10 protein-coding genes are annotated in these 22,185 nt (G+C 39.5%); 6 read left to right on the forward strand and 4 right to left on the reverse strand.

The genetic code is table 11. The features are described from left to right. Positions 1-32: 32 nt before the first annotated feature. From H4O18_RS18950 to H4O18_RS18960, 3 genes are read right to left on the reverse strand one after another with little or no spacing between them, the layout of a single operon-like run. On the reverse strand, positions 33-3,176 hold the full coding sequence (locus H4O18_RS18950; RefSeq protein WP_246474448.1) for a glycoside hydrolase family 2 TIM barrel-domain containing protein: 3,144 nt from the start codon (positions 3,174-3,176) through the stop codon (positions 33-35). A 21-nt stretch (positions 3,177-3,197) separates the two neighbouring features. Continuing rightward, a complete protein-coding gene (locus H4O18_RS18955; RefSeq protein ID WP_187587571.1) occupies positions 3,198-6,227 on the reverse strand; it encodes an aminotransferase class III-fold pyridoxal phosphate-dependent enzyme in 3,030 nt (1,009 codons plus the stop codon). Positions 6,228-6,238: 11 nt separating this feature from the next. Then, positions 6,239-8,260, reverse strand: a complete 2,022-nt coding sequence (locus tag H4O18_RS18960; protein ID WP_187587573.1) for an MGH1-like glycoside hydrolase domain-containing protein — start codon at positions 8,258-8,260, stop codon at positions 6,239-6,241. Positions 8,261-8,506: 246 nt separating this feature from the next. On the opposite strand from H4O18_RS18960, the gene H4O18_RS18965 reads away from it, so the two are divergent. The 4 genes from H4O18_RS18965 (at position 8,507) to H4O18_RS18980 (ending at position 18,571) form a co-directional block, all read left to right on the forward strand. Further along, positions 8,507-10,201, forward strand: coding sequence for a transcriptional regulator (locus H4O18_RS18965; protein ID WP_187587576.1), 1,695 nt, complete (start codon positions 8,507-8,509; stop codon positions 10,199-10,201). Positions 10,202-10,501: 300 nt separating this feature from the next. Continuing rightward, complete coding sequence (locus tag H4O18_RS18970) at positions 10,502-13,579, forward strand: SusC/RagA family TonB-linked outer membrane protein (protein WP_187587578.1); 3,078 nt, start codon at positions 10,502-10,504, stop codon at positions 13,577-13,579. A gap of 32 nt (positions 13,580-13,611) precedes the next feature. Next, complete coding sequence (locus H4O18_RS18975) at positions 13,612-15,132, forward strand: RagB/SusD family nutrient uptake outer membrane protein (protein WP_187587580.1); 1,521 nt, start codon at positions 13,612-13,614, stop codon at positions 15,130-15,132. Positions 15,133-15,244: 112 nt separating this feature from the next. Next, entirely contained in the window at positions 15,245-18,571 is a 3,327-nt protein-coding gene (locus H4O18_RS18980; RefSeq protein ID WP_187587582.1) for a VCBS repeat-containing protein, read from the forward strand. On the opposite strand, the gene H4O18_RS18985 is transcribed toward H4O18_RS18980, so the two are convergent. Continuing rightward, positions 18,568-19,455 (reverse strand): LysR family transcriptional regulator, encoded by an 888-nt coding sequence (locus H4O18_RS18985; RefSeq protein ID WP_187587584.1) that lies wholly within the window; start codon positions 19,453-19,455, stop codon positions 18,568-18,570. The two genes, H4O18_RS18980 and H4O18_RS18985, sit on opposite strands and share 4 nt — an antisense overlap. Before the next feature lie 71 nt (positions 19,456-19,526). Between H4O18_RS18985 and H4O18_RS18990 the strand changes: the two genes are divergently transcribed. Both H4O18_RS18990 and amaB read left to right on the forward strand, forming a co-directional pair. Continuing rightward, complete coding sequence (locus H4O18_RS18990) at positions 19,527-20,435, forward strand: DUF1338 domain-containing protein (protein ID WP_187587586.1); 909 nt, start codon at positions 19,527-19,529, stop codon at positions 20,433-20,435. A gap of 2 nt (positions 20,436-20,437) precedes the next feature. Further along, on the forward strand, positions 20,438-21,964 hold the full coding sequence (gene amaB, locus H4O18_RS18995; RefSeq protein WP_187587588.1) for an L-piperidine-6-carboxylate dehydrogenase: 1,527 nt from the start codon (positions 20,438-20,440) through the stop codon (positions 21,962-21,964). Positions 21,965-22,185: the final 221 nt, after the last annotated feature.

The raw sequence follows: 22,185 nt of genomic DNA on the forward strand, positions 1-22,185 counted from the left end.
AAACATTAGGTACTGTTGTGGTTAATATTAAGCTATCTCAAAAATGGCTCTATCGAATAAGAATAGCTATATGACTTTGGTTGAATAGTATATTCCACGTGCACGTTCCTTCCCCATGAATTATCACCTCCGACTCCCATTTGCAATAAATCCACATTCCACTGTACCGTCTCTCCGATTCTAATATCGGCTCCATGCCTTTTTGTAACTGGAACTAGGCCAGAAGCCGAAATCCCGGCCTGATCCTTATTGAAGTCAATTTCCTTCATCGTAAAGGGCCAAACACTGGAATTCAACAGCACATTACTTTTTAAATTTAGCGTCAAATCATTTGAAGAAACGTTCATCCAACGAACATCCGTTTTATTTCCAGTTTCTTGCGGTCTCATATATCTATGAAACTGATCTATCACCTTTCCTTTATAAATCCCTATTTTAACTCCGGTCTTCCTATCCCAGTAACTCTCAGTAGGACCCTTGCCGTACCAAGAAACATCACTAAAATCCTTAGGTAGCGTCAGATACATTCCTAACCTTGGAATATTGGGAAGATTTTTTTGATTGGGCTCAAAGTGATAATCAATTGTCAAAATTCCTCCATTGGAAATTTCATAATCAACTACTACCTCGGCTACCTTGTTTGGAAGAGAATAGGCAACCCTATATACAACCCCTATATGTGATTGTGACGGTCGCCCTACCAACTCGGCAGAATAGTTATAGCTGACATCCTGCCATATTTCTGCCCATTTATCCATTCTGTTCCCTAAATCATTATCGGTTGGAGGTCTCCAGAAATTAGGACGAATAGGTTGGTCCGTAATTTTCTTTCCCATAAATGTCCATGAAGTAATTTCTCCACTGTTCCCGTTAATCATAAGATTAATAATATCGTTTGCTATTTCGATGGTTTGCCCAGTAAATTTCATGTTTAAAATAGGGGCCTTTGTAATTGGCATTGAAACATATGCTCCTTTATGAAGCACAAATTGATCCCAGGCCAACTCATATCCTTGTGGTATTAAGGCCGAATTATTTTTTTGAACAAGGCTTACTTCGAGTATGTATTCCCTATTTAAATCATTGAAATCATTGAAATCAGGAAAATTTTTAATTTGAATTTTACTATATTCCTGGGGGCCTACTTCCAACATTTTTTCTGAACTTTGGAATACCTCTACCCCATCTTTTAATACCTTAATATTTAGTTCCTTATCTGAAAAATCTGCAAAGAAGTTTTTATTCTCAATTCCAATAGTTCCATTTCCCAAATATCTAAACTGAACCGGTTCATATACCTTTTTCACTTCAGAAAGATGTGGATGTGGATTGCGGAAAGGATCCACCAGTCCATTGTTTAAAAAATTTCCATCCGTTGGTAAATCAGGGTGATAATCATGACCATATGCAAAAAAGGGTTTGCCATCCTTATCTTTAAGTTCCAGACTCTGATCTACCCAATCCCAAATGAACCCTCCTTGTAGGTTGGGGTGTTTTTCAATAATATCCCAATAATCCTGTAAATTTCCCACAGAATTGCCCATGGCGTGTGCATATTCTATCATTATTGATGGCTTGTCCGAATCCGAATTTCCATGTTCGATAAGATATTCGGGTTTAGGATACATTGGGCAGTACAGGTCTGTATAATCCTCCTTTCCAGCAGGCTCATATTGTACGATCCGGTTGTCGTCGTGACTTTTCAACCATTTGTAAGTAGATCTAAAAATTTCACCTTCCCCAGCTTCGTTACCCAAGGACCAAGAATATATGGAGGGGTGGTTCCTATCGCGATAATACATCCTTTGGGTACGCATCATATGTGCAGGTAACCAACTCATTTCATTTCCTATCTGGGTTTTCTCGCTTATGGCTAGTGGATGGCTTTCAATGTTGGCTTCGTCAACCACATATAATCCGTAAGTGTCGCAAAGATCTAACCAATAGGAATCGTTTGGGTAATGCGAACTGCGCACGGCATTAATATTATTTTGTTTCATGAGCATAATATCCTTTTCCATAGACGGCCTGGATACAACATGCCCTGTCAAGGGGTCGGTTTCATGCCTGTCCACACCTTTAATGTAAATGGCCTTTCCGTTTAATAGAACTTGACTGTTCTTGATTTCCACCCTTTTAAAACCAATATTTCGTCTTATGTACTGATTGTTTTTTAGATTCTTAGGGTCTTCCAATGAAATTGTTAGTTGGTACAAATTAGGAAGTTCCGCCGACCATGTTTTTACATTTTCAATAACTGTTTCTGAATGAAAATTGATTTTCGAAGAGGCTGGAATTTGGATTGATTCCTCAGTTTTGTAGACAATCGACTTACCATCCAAAACCTCCAAGTGTAATGTCCTATTTACAGATTCTCCAGAATTGTTTTGAAGAAACACGGTATCCCTAAATATGCCATGCTTATAAGTGTCATCTAAATTGGTATAGGCATAATAATCCATAATATGAACTTTTGGCCTGCTATACAGATAAACATCCCTTTCAATACCGCTAAGACGTAACATATCCTGACTTTCCAAATAACTGGCATCGCTCCACCTAAATAGCTGAAGGGCAATCAGGTTTTTCCCTACAGTTAGGTTTTTTGTAATGTTGAACTCCGCTGGTGTCTTGCTACCTTGGGAATAGCCCACATATTGGCCATTGACATATACGTACATGGCAGATTTTGCAGCTGCAAAATGTAGAATAATATCTTCGTCCAGAAATTCATCTGTAAGCCAAATTTCTTTGCGATATGTACCAACAGGGTTGTAATCTGTGGGTACATTGGGCCATTTGGTGTCAAACGGATAACGTTCGTCCAAATATATGGGATGGTCATAGCCTTCTACTTCCCAATTGGCAGGAACTTGGATTGTGTCCCAATCACTATCATCAAAATTTATATTTTGAAAAGTTGTGGGTCTCTGTTTGGGGTCTTTTACAAAATTGAATTTCCAGTCTCCATTTAAATTCAAAAAGCGCCTCGAGTTTTCCTTATCCGGTTTCACCTTAGTTTCAAAACCAAAAAAAGTAGCTCTCGGGAGTAATTTGTTTTCCTCAAAAATCTGATGATTGTAATGGTTTACTTGTTCTGGAACGGAGGTCAATTCTTTTTGTTTGCAGCTCAAAAAAGTAAGAACAAAAGGAAATATTAAAAGTTGTAATCTCATCAATAATATTGTATCAAAAAATTAATAGTTTATCATAAAATCTTCGGCAAGGATTCCCTTGAGATAAAAAATAAGTTCCTCGGCATTTTCTTGGGTAAAGACCATAGGAGGTTTGATTTTTAATATGTTATGGTCCGGGCCATCCGTACTCATAAGGATACCGTGATCTTTCATACGGTTGGCCAAATAATCGGTCTGGGCAGCCAAAGGCTCCATTTTTTCATCCACCAACTCGATTCCCAAGAAAAGTCCCTGGCCCCTAACATCACCAATAATGGGAAACTTCTTCGCCAGATCTATTAGTTCCTTTTTAAGATAGTTTCCAACCGCCAAGGCATGTGACTGGAGCTTCTCCCGTTTCACCACCCTCAGAACCTCGGCGCCTATGGCACAGGAAACCGGATTGCCCCCAAAGGTGTTGAAATACTCCATTCCATTGGCAAATCTTTCCGCTACTTCTTGGGTACAGGCCACGGCAGCCAGGGGATGTCCGTTGCCAAGGGGTTTCCCTATGGTCACGATATCGGGTACCACCCCGTGCAATTGGAAGCCCCAAAATGTAGTGCCCATACGGCCACAACCCACTTGCACCTCATCTGAAATACAGAGTCCGCCCGCTTCCCCAACGTATTGATATGCCTTTGCCAAGAAATCCTTCGGTAATTCTATCTGTCCCCCACAACTAATGATCGGCTCGATGATAAAGGCTCCAACTCCCCTTCCCTTGGCCTGTATATTATCTATTTGATGCCTAACCTCCATGGCATATTGCTCGCCTGTATCCTTTCCTCTGTACTTCCCTCTAAAGGCATCGGGAAGGGGAAAAATATGGGTGTGTTCCGGAGCGCCCTGGCCACCTTTGCCATCAAACTTATACGAACTGATATCGATACACATATTGGTATTGCCATGATATCCCACCTCGGAGGCAATTATGTCGCGCTGCCCGGTAGCGGACTTTACCATCCGGATAGCCAGCTCATTGGCCTCACTACCTGAATTCACAAAATGGAGCACACTTAATTCTGGTGGTAAAGTCTCCAACAGCTCTTTGGCCAGCTCATTTATATTTTCGTGCAAATACCGACTATTGGTATTGATCAACGCCATTTGTTCCTGTCCTGCCCTTACCACGGCTGGATGTTCATGCCCCACATGGGCCACATTATTAACGGTATCCAGGTACTTTCTACCATATTGGTCCATTAGGTACTGCCCCGCACCCCTCACCATTTTAATGGGCACCTTGTACTGCAGGCTCAGACTTTTTCCCAAATGTTGTTTTCTATAGGCGATGATTTCATCATTGCCCGCTGTGTGCTTCCCTGATAAGCCCTTTAGCTTAAACAACATATTTGGATCCGGACACAGGCTTTTCCATAGGTCGAGCTGACCGTAATAACCTACTCCGGGGAAATCAATTTTAAAATCGAGCATGGAAAGCATGATCTGAAAATGCAGATGTGGGGACCAATTGCCGTTCTCTGTGCAACTGCCCAGGACACCAATTTCATCGCCTGCCCTTAATTGTACGCCAACCTTATGCCGGGTAGCACTGCCCACCGATAAATGTCCGTATAGGGTATAAAATTCCAAGTCTTCCTCCCGGTGCCTTAAAATTACCAGTCCGCCGTATTCCTTGTCCCCTGCATCATTTACAGCTGTGACCACTTCCCCGTCAAAAAGGGCATGTACCGGTGAAGCCTCTGGCAACCAAAAATCGATTCCCAAGTGAATGCTTCTACTTTCCCTCCCTTTGTTCCCTTTTTTATCATAGGACGAAGTGGTGTAGATCGGGCGGGGCTCAAGATAGCCGCCAGCCAATATTTTGGAAGGATGTTCTTCCTGTAGTTTATTAAGTCTATACTGAAAATAGTCCAGATCGTTAAAGTCCTTTTCATGCCCTATCCATTTACTGGACACACTAAGATCCAAGGGGTACACCGTGTTGGGACCTACAGTGGGAAATAGTTTATCAATTGAAAGGGATTGCTTTTTGGCCCAGGCCGAGAATTTTTCTTCATTGGGATGGGCGGTATATCCACATGCCCCCCTAAAACTAAAATAGGCAAAATCCGCATTGATGTTCCTCCATTTCCGGAGCAGTTCCCAGGCCGGTTCTTCGCTGATCAACAGATAGCTATTGTCCGGTTCCTCCTTTTTATTGATGGCCGATTTGGTTACGGAAATCACCAAGCGCATGGCGATGGCCATGAACAAATGTTCCAGTTCCGTTTCTTCCAAAGGAAAGGCATGGTGATAGCCCCGTACAATAGGCAATGCGGCCTCCAACGGATCATTGTGCCCCATGATGGCATATGCACAGGCAACGGCCAGATCGTTGATGATCTGCGTATGGACCGAATCCCCGAAATCTATGGCGGAGATCACATGGGGATCGATCAGGTCCCCGGAAACTATAACATTGTTGTCGTTGGCGTCATTGTGTACCACTGCCTTGCGTAACTTGGAATAACCGGGCTGCGCCTCTTTAAATTGATTCTGAAAATAGGAGATGACTTCTTTGTCCCCATTCTTAAAAAGGTCAAGATATTCTGTGGTCCAACCGCCCTGTGCCACATCCCAGACAAATTCCCTGTGGGCCTCGGGATGGTCAAAACCTTGCAGGGCCCGGGTTAGTCTCCCACATTGTTCCCCCAGACTATGGCGCAGCCCATCCAATTGCGGGTTCACCCCGCTCCAGACCCTGCCTGATATCCAGGACAGAAGGCGTACCTTCCTGATCTGCCCATAATCGTCCCTGATCTCAGAAATCAGATTCCCCTGCCTATCCGGAACGACCTGGGGAGACGTTAGATCCTTGGCGTGTTCGCTGGCGTAGAGCAGCAATTTCTGTTGAAAGTCCAAATAATCCTCGTTCTCGTCAGGTCGGGAGACTTTCAAAATATACTGCTGTCCATCCGATGCATCGATCTTAAAATTAAAATCGATTTCCCCGGGCAGTGGTTTGGCCGAACCTTGAATGTCAAAATTTTCAAGGGCAATATTTGTGGCCTGATCTGCAGTTATTATAATCTTGCTATATTCCATTGATATTTTTTTTAGTCCTCAGTCAACATCAATATAATATGTGCCGCACTCCAACTAAAGTTATGGGCCTCCCTACCCTCCCCTGTGATCGGATGATAATTTTCCCTAATGGATTTTCCTTTTTCCAAAAGTCCATCAGCACCTTCCATTATTTGGATTGTAGCCTTGTCCGCTTCCAGATCATATCCGTAATTCCGAAGTCCCTTTATTGCGAAATAGGCCTGATCTAGCCAGTTTGGTCCACGCCAATACCCATTTAGAGGGTCAAATTTAGGGTGGTCCTTGGACATGGTCTGGAAGGGGACTTTGGTATAAAACTTTTGTTCATCCATCATTTTGGTTTTTACAGCTTCCGCTTGTTCAGGGGAAGCAGCCTTAGCCCATAAAGCAGTCCAACCTTCACTTCCAGCGCCCTTTATAAACTGTGTACCTTCTAAATTAGTGTCATAAAACCACCCATCCTGCTTGTCATAAAATTGGTCCTGAATCAACCGTTTCAACTTTTCAGCATTGGACTTAAGTTCATCTGACTCCAATTTTTTACCTAAGGCCTCAGCCAATTGGGCCAAATACAATTTTTCAGCATATAAATAAGCATTTAAGTCTACACTTTCTTGATTTAGGGAATATGCCCTATAGGAGTTTTTTAATATTTCAGAGGAATCAAAACGTATGGCATTGTCCATTCCACTTTCCCATTTGGCAGCCAACACGGTACCGTCCGTAGATCCATATTCACATAAACCATCCTGGTCATGGTCCCGTTTGGCATACCACCAATTATGGTACTTTATCAGTTGAGGGTACATTTCTTCAGCAAAATTAATATCTCTGTCCTTCTGCAGAATTTGGACTACAGCCCATGAAGCCAAAGGAGGCTTGGTATCCCTATAATTGTGATTTTCAATGGTTGTATCCCTATAGATGCAATCCAAAATAAATCCGTCGTCCGCCTGATAATCAAACATTGCCCTTATTTGATCTTTGGCAAGCTCAGGGGCGAATCGGGAAAGGCCGGCAGCGTGCTTCCAGGAATCCCATGACCAAAATCCATGGAACCATTCATAATGATAGCTCGGAAACAATCCCTGATGGTTTAGTTCCCCAGCGGCTATCCGCCAATTGTTTTGAAGCGTAAGTTGGGCCTTGGCCAATACTCTTGCATATTTATTATCCTTAAACTGTGGCTTACTGTTTTCAATTAGTGTTTTTAGTTCATCGTTTTTTTCTTGCTTCCGATTATTTAAAATTGAATCAAAATCTGAAATATTTATTATCTTCTTTTCTTCCTCCCAAGAGTATTCTGGAAAAATAAATGTTTGTGCGATTACAACTTCTTTGGTTTGGTTGGGTTTGAGTTCCAATTCTTGAAATTCTGTAGAAAAACCTTTTTCCAAATTATTGATAATTGTAGATTTTGGAAAAGTAATGACCCCCAAAGCAGTACTTATGTTTGAACTTATTTTGAGAACATTTCTTTGGGAAGACAACTTTAAACTATTAGTCAATAAAGGTTCATTTTTCCAATGATATGTTAATTGAATGATGCGTTGGTACGTATTTGTAAACTCATATTTAATTAAAGCTGTATGACCGTTTAAAAACAGAAGTGTTTCTTTTAATTCAACCCCATCCGCAAAAAAAGTTTGTTCCAAATGGCTTGAATAGCTTTTCTGCTCTATTATGTTTTCCTTTTTAAAATTAATGAGATGACTGCCTATAGCAATTTTAATTGATGCTAAGGATTTACTTGACCAAACGCCATTTTGCTGTGTCATTAGAAAAGGCCCGGAAAAATCTGTCATAGTTCCTATCGAATCGGAATAACCAAATCCGAACCAGGAACCCTGGTCTGAAAACATTAAACCAGACCTATCTACAGAATCCTTTGGTGTAATATGGAAATCCAAAATATCTTCACTAAAGTTTAGATAATTGCTTTTACCATCAGTGCTAACTTGCCCTATTGAACTATAACAGCTAACACCCAATACCAGTACCATAATATTCTTAACCATCTTATATAAATGCATATTTTCTTTGTTGGAAGTTTTCCTTTTTTAAACCATCATTAATTTTCTCAAATGGGATTTGAGCAAATTTTCAATTAATTTCCCTTAATAACCCAAAAACGACCTTTACTTGACCTTTACTGGTCCCATTATTTGGACTTTATTAAAAAGGAGATTACGTTATAATTTAGATATTTGTAAATAGCATAATTCTTGCAACCACCTTTAGTAATAAACCCAGTTCTTTTTATTTTTAAATCCTAGCACATGGAAAAATTGATAAAACCTATTTTAATTATACTTCTATTTATAGGTACTACTGTGCATTCCCAAACTAATATTTGGGATGAAAATCCGAGCGACTCTCAAAAGGAGCTAGATAGTCTACTAACTTTATTACCCTACTCAAGCGGAAAGGATAAAATACCATTACTAAATAGAGTTGCAGAAATCTATTGGTCCATAGACCCCAACAAAACAATAGAATACGCCTATGAAGCTTTACTGTTATCAAGGGAAGCCAATGATAATAACCAAGAAGGTTTAGCCCTTATCAACCTTTGCCAAGGATACCTGTTCAATGATTTTTACGATAAGGCATTACAATATGGTCTGCAATCATTGGAGATCAGGAAAGGTTTGAACAACCTTTATGACCTGGCCTTTTCCTTACGTACTTTAGGATGGTTATATTTCGACATAGGGTATTTTGACAAGGCTCTTGAATACCATACGGAAGCTTTAAAAATTCACGAAAAAATAGGCGACAGACAACGAATCGCATACAGCTATAACAGTTTGGGGTTGATTCATGAACGCAAGGGAGATTGTAATTTGGCATTATCATTTTTCAAAAATTCCCTAAAATTAAAAAAAGAGTTCAACAATAAGGATAGGATCGCAGAGACCATGAAAAACATGGGCATCTGTTATCGTAAAATAAATGAACCCGACTCTGCCAAAACATTTTTAGAATCTTCTTTGGACATTTCAAATGAAATTAGGGACCAACAAAACAAGGTTCATATTCTCAACGAACTTTCCATAGTAAATCTAAAGCTGGGCAATTATGATAAATCCTACCGGCAATTGAAAGAGTCAAGATCAATTATGGAGGGATTAATGGACAATAAGGAATGGATAGTTGAAAATGATAGAATTATGTCCGATTATTTTTTGGCAAAACAAGATTATAAAGAGGCATTAAATTACTATAAGAAATACGCAGAAGGGAATTCAGAAATTTTTTCGAGCAATAAAAGCGAAAAACTGACGGATATGAGGATTCGTTATGAGGACGAACGAAGAGCATCCCAAATTAAATTATTGGAGCAACAGAGAAATTTGGAGACGCAAAGAAGAAATTCCGTCCTAATTGGATCCTTATTATTGGCAATAATTGCCTTGCTGATCATAGCTTCATTATGGAACAATATTAAAAAGAAGAAAGCAATTTATCAACAAAGTCATAAGCTGTCATTAGAAAAATTAAAAACACAATCCCTTTTGCAAGAAAATCTTGAGCACAAATTGGAATTCCGCATGAAGGAACTAACCAATCTAGCTTTGTTCATATCCCAAAGAACATCCATTTACAAGGATCTTACAAATTCTTTTAAAAGCTTAAAATCTACTGATATAAATCAATTAAAAAAGGACATTAATACACTCATAAAAGAATATAGCTTTAAGTTTGATATTAACGAAGATATACAAAGGTTTCATACAAACGTAGAAACGCTACAAAGTGACTTTTTATTTAGAATTAAAGAAAAATACCCTCACCTAACTGATAAGGACATACAACTTGCCGTTCAAGTTAAGCTCAAACTCAGCTCAAAAGAAATAGCAAATATCAACAACATTTCTGTAAATTCTGTAGAAATAGGCAGGCATCGATTGAGGAAAAAACTAATTATCGATAAAAAAGAAAACCTGGTTAGTTTTCTGGAAAACATCTAAGTCTTCAATATAACTTCATTTATAATCTTACCTTTCAAAGTAGACAAATCTACTCCCCGCTTGTTTCCAAGCAAAGTGAGGGATATTGCTATTCCGCAATAAAACCCAGCTCCCCTTTTTCAATTTTCAAATACAGTCATGTATGATTGATTAGGCTTATTTATAGGCCTTTAAGCAGGATGTAAAGGTCATGTAAAGGTGATATATGAGGTTTTATGTAATAATAAAATAATATTTGATAACTCTTAAGCTCATGCCAAAATTTGGTTTACGGGCAATGACTAACATAAACTTAATAATATGAAAAAAAAACAATCAAAAAATCAAAACCATCGTTTTAACGATTTGTTTTTATTGCTTTTTATGCTTGCTTCGTTCGGGTTTACCACTAGATCTTTTTCACAAGGCAAGGTAGTAAACGGAACTATTACCGACAATACGGGAGTCGCACTGCCAGGCGCCTCGGTTACCGTTAAAGGCAATCAAACCATCGGAGTTCAATCGGACTTTGACGGAAACTATGCCATTGAGATAGCCGGACCTGAAACCACTTTAATTTTCAGATATCTTGGTTTTATTACCAAGGAATTTGTAGTGGGCAGCCAAACGGTAATAAATGTAATTCTTGAGGAGGATGCACAAAGTTTGGATGAGGTAATTTTGGTAGGTTATGGCACCCAGAGACAGACCGAGGTAACAGCTGCCATTTCCTCAGTGGATGTGGCTGAAATCCAAAAAATTCCAACAGCGGATGTTGGGACCTCCCTTCAAGGACAGGTTGCTGGACTTAATGTGTCTACCGCTACCGGAGCACCCGGAGCGGATCCTGTTATACGAGTAAGGGGCCTAGGGACTATTGGAAACAATAACCCCTTGTTTGTTATAGACGGAATACCAGGGGAATTGTCTTATTTGAATCCAGCGGATATAGAGAACATCAGTATTCTTAGAGATGCATCGGCAGCCACGATTTACGGATCAAGAGCATCCAATGGGGTAATAATTGTAACCACAAAAAGGGGTAAAACCGGAGAACCGAGAGTTACTGTTAATTCCTATCTAAGTACACAATCCGTAAAGAACAATGTAGATGTGGCCAATAGGGATCAACACAACCAAATAAAATTGGAAGCGTATTCCAATGTCGGTGAAACCCCAGCTCCGTATCTAACCGGCAATCAACAATTTTCCGATTCAAATTGGGTAGATGCATACTTGCAGAACGCTTTCGAGCAAAAGCACGATGTGGGAATTTCCGGAGGAACTGAGAAAATGAAATACAGTTTTTCTGGCGGTTATTTTGAAAATTCAGGGACGGTCATCAATACGGGATTTGACAGATTGAGTACTCGTTTTAATATGGATTTTCAATTGCTCAACGACCGTCTTAAAATTGCTCCGGGCATAAGTTACACTAGGGAAAATACCAAAGGTATATTTGAACCCATAGGAAGTGGAAACGCGAGTTTTTCTCCGTTTTTGGACATTTATTCCCAATTACCGCACAAGGCTATTTATGATCCGAATTCCACAAATGGATTTGCCACTCCGGCAGCTGGACTGGGATCGGGCAATCCTATTGGGACAACAGAATTGGAAGACCGCAGAAACCAGGATGACTATATGCAATTCAATGTTGCGGCTACACTTCAAATAATTGAGGGCTTAAGCTATCAATTTCAGTATGGGGCCAACATAGAGAATACACATTTCTCAGACTTTCTGCCTACATATAACTTTGGTCCACAGGCAGTCAATGAGAATCCATTCCTGACAGAGAATAGATCCAGAACTACCAGTTGGACACTAAATAACACTTTAAATTACAATAAATCCTTTGGGATGCACGACATTGATGTATTGTTAGGTATTTCCAGGGAAAAAAGTGAGTTTAGATCTGTAGGCGGCAGTAACAATGAACTTGCTTCCGATCAACTATTGGCATTGAGTGCCGGTATAGGAGATGAATCTTCCTTTGGATTCAATTCAACAAATTCATTGCAATCGTATTTTGGAAGATTAAGTTATGACTTCGACAACAAATACTATGTGCAGACTAGTGTAAGACGTGACGGATCTTCCCGATTTGGCAAAAGCAATAAATATGGAACATTTTATTCCGTATCCTTGGGATGGGCTGTACATAATGAGGATTTTTTCTCATCAGACCTGATCAGTATGTTAAAACCTAGGTTTAGTTACGGAACTTTAGGAAATCAACTTATCCCAGAGCATTTATTTCTATCTAGGATTTCTTCAGGTGGGCAGCAACTAAACTATCCCTTTGGTGAAGGCGCCAGTCAGCCCATAGTTGTAGGTGCCATTAGCACTTCATTGCCAACCCCGGACATTAGATGGGAAGAAACGGCAACAACCAATATCGGTTTGGATATCGGATTCCTACAAAACCGTATTAAAGGTTCTTTTGATTACTTTATTTCCAAAACTACGGATATGTTAGTGTCGGTTCCAATTCCTGCAAGTTCAGGGATTACAACTTTCCCACTGACCAATGGGGGTAATCTAGAAAACAAAGGTTGGGAATTTTCTACTACTTACAGCAGTGAGAACAATAAGGATTTCTCATATGACATAACTGCAAATATTAGCGGTTCCAAAAACAAGGTAACTAAACTGGGGGTGGCCAACGAATCCTTTACAGATGGTTTCATTGAGTTTAACAATTTCCCGACCACGCGTACTGAAGTGGGTGGTGAAATCGGAAGATTTTACTTGTTCAAAGCAGATGGAATATTCCAAAACCAAGCAGAGATAGATGCCCATGGTATTCAACCTAACGCGGCTCCTGGAGATTTAAAATTCTTGGATACTTCTGGGGATGGTGCATTGGATGATGATGACAAAGAGTTCTTGGGCAGCGGTCTTCCAGATTTTGAATATGGGATTACCCTTACGGGGCGCTATAAAAATTTCGACGCAAGTATGTTTTTTCAAGGTACGCAAGGAAATGAAATTTACAATGGTGTTAAAATGTGGTTGTATAGAACCGATAGGCAAAATATGTCACCCGATTTATTAAATGCCTGGACACCCCAGAATGCGGGAAGCAGTATTCCTAGAAATGCATTTGGAGATCCTAACAACAACATTCGGCCTTCCAGCTACTTTCTGGAAGACGGTTCCTATTTTAGGTTAAAGAACATTCAGATAGGATATACCATGCCGGAATCCGTAATTAACAAATTGACCATTTCCAAAATGAGGTTATACGTTACTGCAAACAATGTATTTACGGTTACGGACTATTCCGGTTTCGATCCAGGACTTGGAAATGGAGGAACATTTACCAAGGGAGTGGACAGAGGATTTTACCCACTATCCAAATCATTTATTTTAGGTATAAACCTATCGCTTTAATGGACAGCGTTAAATTTTTAAAAATTACGATAATGAAAAAAAATAGATATATACTGATTGCTTTATTAACAATAAGCTCTTTGATATCCTGTAGCGACGATTTTATAGAAGTGGCAAATAAGGAAACCTTGACCGATTCGAGTTTTTGGCAAACTGAAAGCCACGCCTTACAGGCCCTAACCGCAACTTATGGTGCCTTACACGGGGCAGATGGCAGCAAATGGACCTTTTTTGAGGAAATCTATGTTGCAATGGCGTACCGTGGTGATGATATAATAAACAATACTGCAGAAACTTACGGGAGAACCTTGGCCAGTTTTAGTAATACCACTGAGGAGAGCGGGCCTTATAATATTTGGCAAGCGGCTTATACAGGTATTGGTCGTGCCAATCAAATTCTGGAGCAAGTACCAGAAATGGAAGCCCTGTCACAAGAAACTAAGGATGTAATTGTAGCCGAGGCTAAATTCTTAAGAGCCTATTATTATTTTTGGTTGGCCACTGGATTTGAAAATGTGCCTCTTATGTTAAATTTTGAGGTGGATTTGGATAATTTATTTCCAAGCCAAGCCCCTAAATCCGAGGTTTGGGCACAAATAGAAAAGGATCTCATAGAGGCAGAACCAAAATTGTTGTTAGAACACCCTTCAGAATGGAAAGGTAGAGCTACCCAAGGTGCAGCTAAAGCACTATTGGGCAAGGCCTATTTATTTCAAGAGAAATGGGGCGAAGCAGAAACAAAATTGGCCGAAGTTGTAGGCATGGATTATGATCTACTTGATAACTATGCAGATAACTTCAATGGAAATTCAGAAAATGGACCTGAAAGTATTTTTGAAGTACAGTTTTCAGGTGATCGTTCCAATGGTAATGATGAACGCCAAGTTTTCAATTTTGAAATTGCCCCTGCTGCATTTGGCGGTTGGGAACTATTGTTTCCATCGCAGTGGCTTGTAGATGAAATGAAAACCGATCTTGATGCCAACGGAGATCCCAGTGAGCGGGTTTATGAAAGTATTTTCTTTGATGACCCCAATTCTGAAATGTATAGTATGGAAGCAGGTGAAAACATATCCTACAGCGATGTTGCTTTGGATTTAAACCATCCAAAATATTTCAAAAAATACTCTTTCAATGTTGATGAGGACTTTTACAATGGTACAAATGTTACAATAATCCGTTTTGCAGATGTGCTTTTAATGTATGCAGAGGCCTTAAATGAAAACAATAAGACTCCCAAGGCTATAATCGAGATAAATAAAGTACGAGCTAGGAGTAATGCGGTTCCTTTGGGCAGCATGGGCAAAGACGAATTAAGAAATCAGATCCGACACCACGAACGACCTGTAGAATTGGCCATGGAGTTTGGTATTCGTTGGTTTGACCTTTACAGATGGCAGCGTGGCAGTACCGCTACGGAATCGATTAAAACCACTATGTTGAACCATGGCAAGCCCAATGCGGATAATTTTACCGATAAGCATATTGTATTTCCAATACCCCTGCAAGAATTGAATATCAATTCAAACCTTAATCAAAATACAGGCTGGTAGCAAAAGATAATAAAGAGTTGATTTTGAGTTAGTTTTTTTTAACGTAAGCGCCTAAAGGTTTAATTATCTTTAGGTGTTTACATTTTATTACTGTAATAAAAACCTGTTGAAGATGGATCTATATTTGAGTAATTCGAAATTCTATATTTTACTGTCAGTAGTCTTAGTATTACAGTCATGTAACAACGGGAGGGAAAATAAATCCAGAGTCATTAATACTGAGGAAGAACCCTTGTTCACTGCTACCTACCCAGGGGAAACGGGAATAAGCTTCGTAAACGAAATACCTGAAAGTAGTGCCATGAATAGTATGGTCTATGAGTATTTTTATAACGGAGGTGGTGTCGCTATAGGTGATATTGACAATGACGGCTTGCCAGATATCTATTTCACTTCCAATCTAAAGGAAAATAAGCTATATAAAAACAATGGACATTTTCAATTTGAAGATATTACCAAAACGGCAAATGTAGCAGGTACATTTGGGTGGACAACTGGGGTTACCATGGCCGATGTGAACGCCGATGGCTGGTTGGATATTTATGTATGCAAATCTGGTAAAGGAAAGGCCGAAAATAGAGAAAACCTCTTGTTCATAAACAACAAGAAAGGCTCCTTTACGGAAGCCGCTAAGGAATATGGACTTAATTTTTCAGGTTACAGTACCCAAGCTGCTTTTTTCGATTTCGACAGGGATGGAGACTTGGATATGTTTTTATTGAATCACAACGTATCCCCAATAAACACTGATAACCCTGAAAAATATAAGAATGAAAATAACGAATTGTCCGGAGACCGATTTTACCGTAATGATAATGGCAAATTTATTAATATTTCCAGTAAGGCCGGAATATTGAATAATTCTTTGGGCTTTGGACTAGGTGTTTCCATAGGAGATTTAAACCAGGATGGGTGGCCTGATATATATGTCGCCAACGATTATATAGAGCAGGACTATCTCTATTACAATAATGGGGATGGCACATTTTCAGAAAATCTAAAGAATTCTATGGGACATACTTCACATTTTTCCATGGGAACCGATATTGCCGATTTCAATAATGATGGCCTTTTGGACATTATTTCCTTGGACATGGTTGCTGAGGACAATTATGGTATTAAAACCAGTATGAGTGGCATGAATCCCAAGGCTTTTAATCATGCTGTTGAAAATGGATTCCATTACCAATACATGTACAATGCACTTCAAATGAATAATGGTAATGGGACCTTTGGGGACATAGCGCAACTTACAGGTATTTCCAATACGGATTGGAGTTGGGGGCCCCTTTTTGCCGATTTTGACAATGATGGGTTAAAAGACCTCTTCATTTCCAATGGACTTAAAAGGGATTTTAGGAATAATGATTTTAGAAAATACAAGATCAAGCGCTTGGAAGAGGCCCAAAAAAATGGTGAGAATATGTCCCAAGTGATAGAGGAACTGGTAAATAAAACACCACAGAGGAAAACCCACAACTATTTTTTCAAAAATAAGGGCGACTTAACTTTTGAAAAAGCAATGACAGATTGGGGTGTGGACATACCAACTTTTTCCAACGGGGCAGCCTATGCCGATCTGGACCTAGATGGGGATTTGGACTTGGTAATCAACAACATAGATGAGGAGGCTACGGTCTTAAGAAACAATGCATCCGTAAATTATGTTCAATTTCAGTTTAAAGGAAATAACAACAATCCATTTGGTATTGGTACTAAAATTTTGTTAGAAACTGAAAAAGGTATTCAAATGGCCGAGAACTACCCAACCAGGGGCTATCAATCCGCAGTGGAGCCAATATTACATTTCGGCCTGGGCCAAGAGAGTATTATAAAAAATGCCATCGTTACATGGCCCGATGGGAAAAGTGAAACATTTACGAACCTGCACCTAAATCAAAAAATAACGGTAGAATATAAGAATGCGGTAACCTATGATCAAAACACTAAAAACATTGCATCGCCTATTTTTAGAGATATCACTGAAGAAATGGGAGCTAAACATGTCCATATTGAAAATGAATACGATGACTTTTCCCTTGAAATTCTCCTTCCTCACAAAATGTCCCAATTTGGTCCTGGCCTTACCCCTGGGGATGTAAATAATGATGGTTTAGAAGATTTTTTCATAGGGGGAGCAAAAGGATACGCAGGGGTTTTGTATCTCCAGGAAGGGAATGGTTCTTTCAGCCCTTGGAAGGGTACTACTTGGACCAGAGACAAGGAATTCGAAGATGTGGACGCTGAATTTTTTGATGCCGACAATGATGGAGACCTGGATTTATATGTAGTAAGCGGTGGAAATGAGTGGGAAGCTGATAATGCTATGTACCAGGATCGTTTATACATTAATAATGGAGGTAATTTTAGTAAATCGAACGATAGACTACCCAAAATGACTATTAGCGGCAGTACTGTAAAACCCTGCGATTTTGATGAAGACGGTGATTTAGACCTATTCGTGGGCAGTCGCATGTTTCCACATAAATATCCTTACTCCCAGACCAGTAAACTATTGGAAAATGTAAATGGTTTTTTCAAAGATGTTACTATAAAAAAGGCACCTGCCCTACAAGATGCAGGAATGATAACCGATGCCATATGGACGGATTATGACGGAGACAACAAAACAGATTTGATTGTAGTGGGGGAATGGACCGGAATCAGCTTTTACAAAAATAAGAATGGCCGATTGGAACCAAGTCCGGACATTTTACCGCAAAGTCAAGGCTGGTGGAATTGCATAGAAGCTTCGGATATGGATGGGGATGGGGATATGGATTTTGTGGTGGGAAATTTGGGTTTGAATTCCAAGTATAAGGCCTCCCAAGATGCCCCTTTTGAGGTGTACTCCACAGATTTTGACGATAATGGAACCAACGATATAGTTTTGGGATATTACGACAGGGGAAACCTATTTCCCTTACGAGGGCGTGAATGTTCTTCCCAGCAAATGCCATTCATTAAAGAAAAATTTCCAACTTACGATAGTTTTGGTTCGGCGAAGCTTGATCAAGTATATGACGAAGTAAAATTAAAAGAAGCCCTGCATTTGAAAGTCAGTTCATTTGCATCTGTATACTTGGAAAATTTAGGAAATGGTCAGTTTAATATTCATAACTTGCCTAATGAGGTACAGGTATCGGCCATAAATGATATCCATATTCAAGATTTTGATAGCGATGGTATAAATGATATCCTGGTTACAGGGAACTTGTATCAGACCGAAGTTGAAACCCCTAGAAACGATGCCAGCATAGGTATGCTATTGAAGGGAATAGGTAAATCGCTATTTATTGCTATACCATATTCCAAAAGTGGCCTTTTTATTGACGGAGATATAAAGAAAATAAGGGCCATTCGTTCTGGGAACTCCAAAGTTACTTCCCTCCTAGTGGCCAAAAATAATGATTCACTTAGATTGATTAAGATCAACTAAATCAATTCCAAAAAATAATGCAAGGCAGGGTTGGTATTATTTTTTTTCCAAGCGGCAAAAAGCTCGGTCCTATGTGGCACCGTGTCAAGTTCCAAGAATTTAATCTTATAATTATGTTCATCACGAAGCGAATTGGGAACAATGGAAATTCCCATACCGTTTTCCACCAACTTAAAAATAGTAGGACCGTGTATGGACTTGTGGGATATACGGGGACTAAACCCTTGATCTGCACATAAATTCTGTATCTGTTGAAAATACATCGGGCTGTTTTCATTGGGAAAAAGAATAAAGGACTCCTCAGAAAGTTGTCCCATATGCTTAAAATTGTCTTTTGTTATAAAATGATCTTCAGGTAAAACCAGTGAAAAATTTTCCTTATAAACAGATTTGATTCGAAGATCTGGTGATACTATATTGGAACGCATGAAACCTATATCAAGCTCCTCATGTTCCAAGGCCCTAATCTGCTCTGTATTGGTAAGCTCCTCCAAATAGAAATTTATTTTGGTGTATTTCTTTCCAAATTGCTTTAAAATGGACGGTAAGTACATTTGCATGGCCGAACCTACGAATCCAATTTTTAATTGCCCTATTACTCCATCATGGGTCAATTGCCAACGCTCCATGGAATCTTCCAATTGTTTAAGAATAAGCTGTGCCTCTTTTACCAATAGTTGGCCAGGTCTACTAAGGGCAACCTTTCTATTTGTCCTGTCGAATAGGGTCACCCCTAAAATAGCCTCCAATTGTTTTATTTGCTGGCTCAATGCCGACTGCGAAATGAAAAGGATATCGGCGGCTTTTCTATAATGCAATGTCTCTGCCAAAACCAAAAAATAGCGCAACGGACGAAGTTCCAATTGATTAGTGTTGCTTATCATTTGTGAAGTAATAAGAATTGTTTAAGATCAAATGTACAACTAAATTTGTTCCTTTAATAATAATATCTGATATGGAAACAAAGAGAAATACAGCTCTGGACACTATTTTGGAGGCATTGTTTACTCCTTATAGAGAACGTGTACCTGATGTGCAGAAAATAAGTAAAGCCATGATCTCACATGGAATTATCCAAGATGAAAATGAAATTGTAAACGATCATATCGCCTTTAGGACCTTGGGTATTCCTAACTTAGGGATAAACTCATTCGAAAAAATATTTTTGCATTACGGATATGAAAAAAGGGATTATTACTATTTTGAAGGAAAGAAATTGGATGCCTACTGGTATGCACCACCTGCAGACAATTACCCGCGAATTTTTATGAGCGAACTCAGGGTTTCCGAACTTTCAGAAGAGGCCCAGAAAATTATAAAAAAGTATACCCGAGATATTACTTCAGACCCGGTAGACCAGATTGACTTGAACGACACCAAGCAGGTTGGACAATTTTTTTATAAACCATTATGGAATATGCCAACCTTGGTTGATTATAATACCTTGGCCGATGAAAGCGAGTATGCTGCATGGGTAATTTATAACCGGTATTATTTAAACCATTATACCATAAGTGTTCATGATCTTCCGAATGCCTACAATACCATTGAAAAATTCAATATGTTTTTGGAATCCATAGATATAAAATTGAATACTTCTGGGGGTAAGATCAAAACAAGCAAAGATGGACTTCTAAAGCAAAGTAGCACCATCGCCAAAATGGTAGAGGCAGAATTTAGTGGAGGAGCGAAAGCCCTAATAGCAGGAAGTTACGTTGAATTCGCGGAACGCCTTCCCTTACCAGCATACCAGGATGGTAAGACAATAAATTTTACTAGAGAACAAAGACGGGATGGATTTGAATCGGCCAACGCGGACAAAATATTTGAAAGTACGTATAGAGAACAGACTAAAAATGTGTAAATATGAAGAAAGTAATAGATGATCTTGGGTTAAAAACACCTTTTTACGGTGCCAGTAGTGGGCAGAGAAATTGGGTAGGTAGGGGTGACAAACTAAATATCAAGTCCCCTGTTGACGGTAAATTGATTGGTGAGATAAACCTTGCCGAAAATAAGGACTATGAGTCCCTGATGGCTGAAGCCCAAATTGCATTTCCAATATGGAAAGCGATGCCAGCACCCCACCGTGGAGAAATTGTACGTCAGTTTGGGGATGCTCTTAGAAAGGAAAAGGAAAACCTGGGAAAATTGGTAAGCTATGAAATGGGAAAGAGCCTACAGGAAGGCTATGGAGAAGTTCAGGAAATGATCGACATCTGTGATTTTGCCGTGGGCCTATCACGACAGTTGTATGGTCTGCAAATGCATTCAGAAAGACCAGGCCATAGAATGTTTGAACAGTGGCACCCATTGGGAGTGGTAGGTATCATTTCCGCCTTTAATTTTCCTGTAGCGGTATGGGCATGGAATGCTGCACTAGCATGGGTATGTGGAAATGTATGTATTTGGAAGCCATCTGAAAAAACTCCTTTTTCTGCAATGGCTTGTCAGGAAATTTTCAGAAAGGTATTAATAGCGAACGACCTTCCGGAGGGAATTTCCAATGTAATCATAGGAGATCGCGCTATTGGAAAATTAATGTCCTCCGACCCAAACATAGCCTTAATATCCGCAACGGGTTCTACCCAAATGGGAAAGAGCGTAGCTGAAACAGTTGGCAGACGTTTGGGAAAATCTATATTGGAACTAGGTGGTAACAATGCCATAATTGTAGCTGAAGATGCAGATTTAAATCACGCAGTTCCAGCGATTGTTTTTGGTGCCGTGGGTACCGCTGGACAACGTTGTACTTCTACTAGACGGTTAATCGTTCACGAGAGTCAATTCGAATCCCTATTGGAGAAATTAAAACAAGCATATGGTCAAATACGTATAGGTGACCCCTTGGATGAAAATAACCATGTAGGGCCATTAATTGACACCATGGCAGTAGAGGCTTATTTAAATACGGTAGAAAAAGCCCAGAACCAAGGCGGCGAACTTGTTTATGGCGGCCAAGTTTTAGATGGAGAAAAATGTACCTCCGGCTGTTATGTTATGCCTACTATTATCAAGGCCGATCAAAATATGCCCATTATGAAACAGGAAACCTTTGCTCCAATTCTTTATGTAACCTCATATAAAGACCTGAACGAAGCCATTAACATCCAAAATAACGTACCCCAAGGATTATCCTCATCCATATTTACCTTGAACATGAGAAAAGCAGAAACCTTCTTATCTAACTCAGGTTCCGATTGTGGAATTGCCAATGTGAACATAGGAACCTCAGGCGCAGAAATTGGAGGAGCTTTTGGGGGTGAAAAAGAAACGGGCGGTGGCCGAGAAAGTGGCTCCGATTCTTGGAAAGCCTATATGCGAAGACAGACCTGTACCATAAATTACAGTACAGATTTACCATTAGCCCAAGGGATAAAATTTGATTTGTAATCTTTAGAAATTAAATAAAACTTCAATTATATATTATCATAGTGCTCTGTATAAATGTTAAAAACATAAACAGAGCACTATTTTAATTTAAGATTATCTTTATTGACTGAGAGTGACACTGCATGCAAAGGACACGATCGATGACCAATATTCCACGGAAGGAGTAAAACAGGGGACCAACGTTCCGTTCGCATTACCGATGAGCTAAGGGAAATTTTGAA

This window comes from Arenibacter arenosicollis, from assembly GCF_014397245.1.
Taxonomy (GTDB): Bacteria; Bacteroidota; Bacteroidia; order Flavobacteriales; family Flavobacteriaceae; genus Arenibacter; species Arenibacter arenosicollis.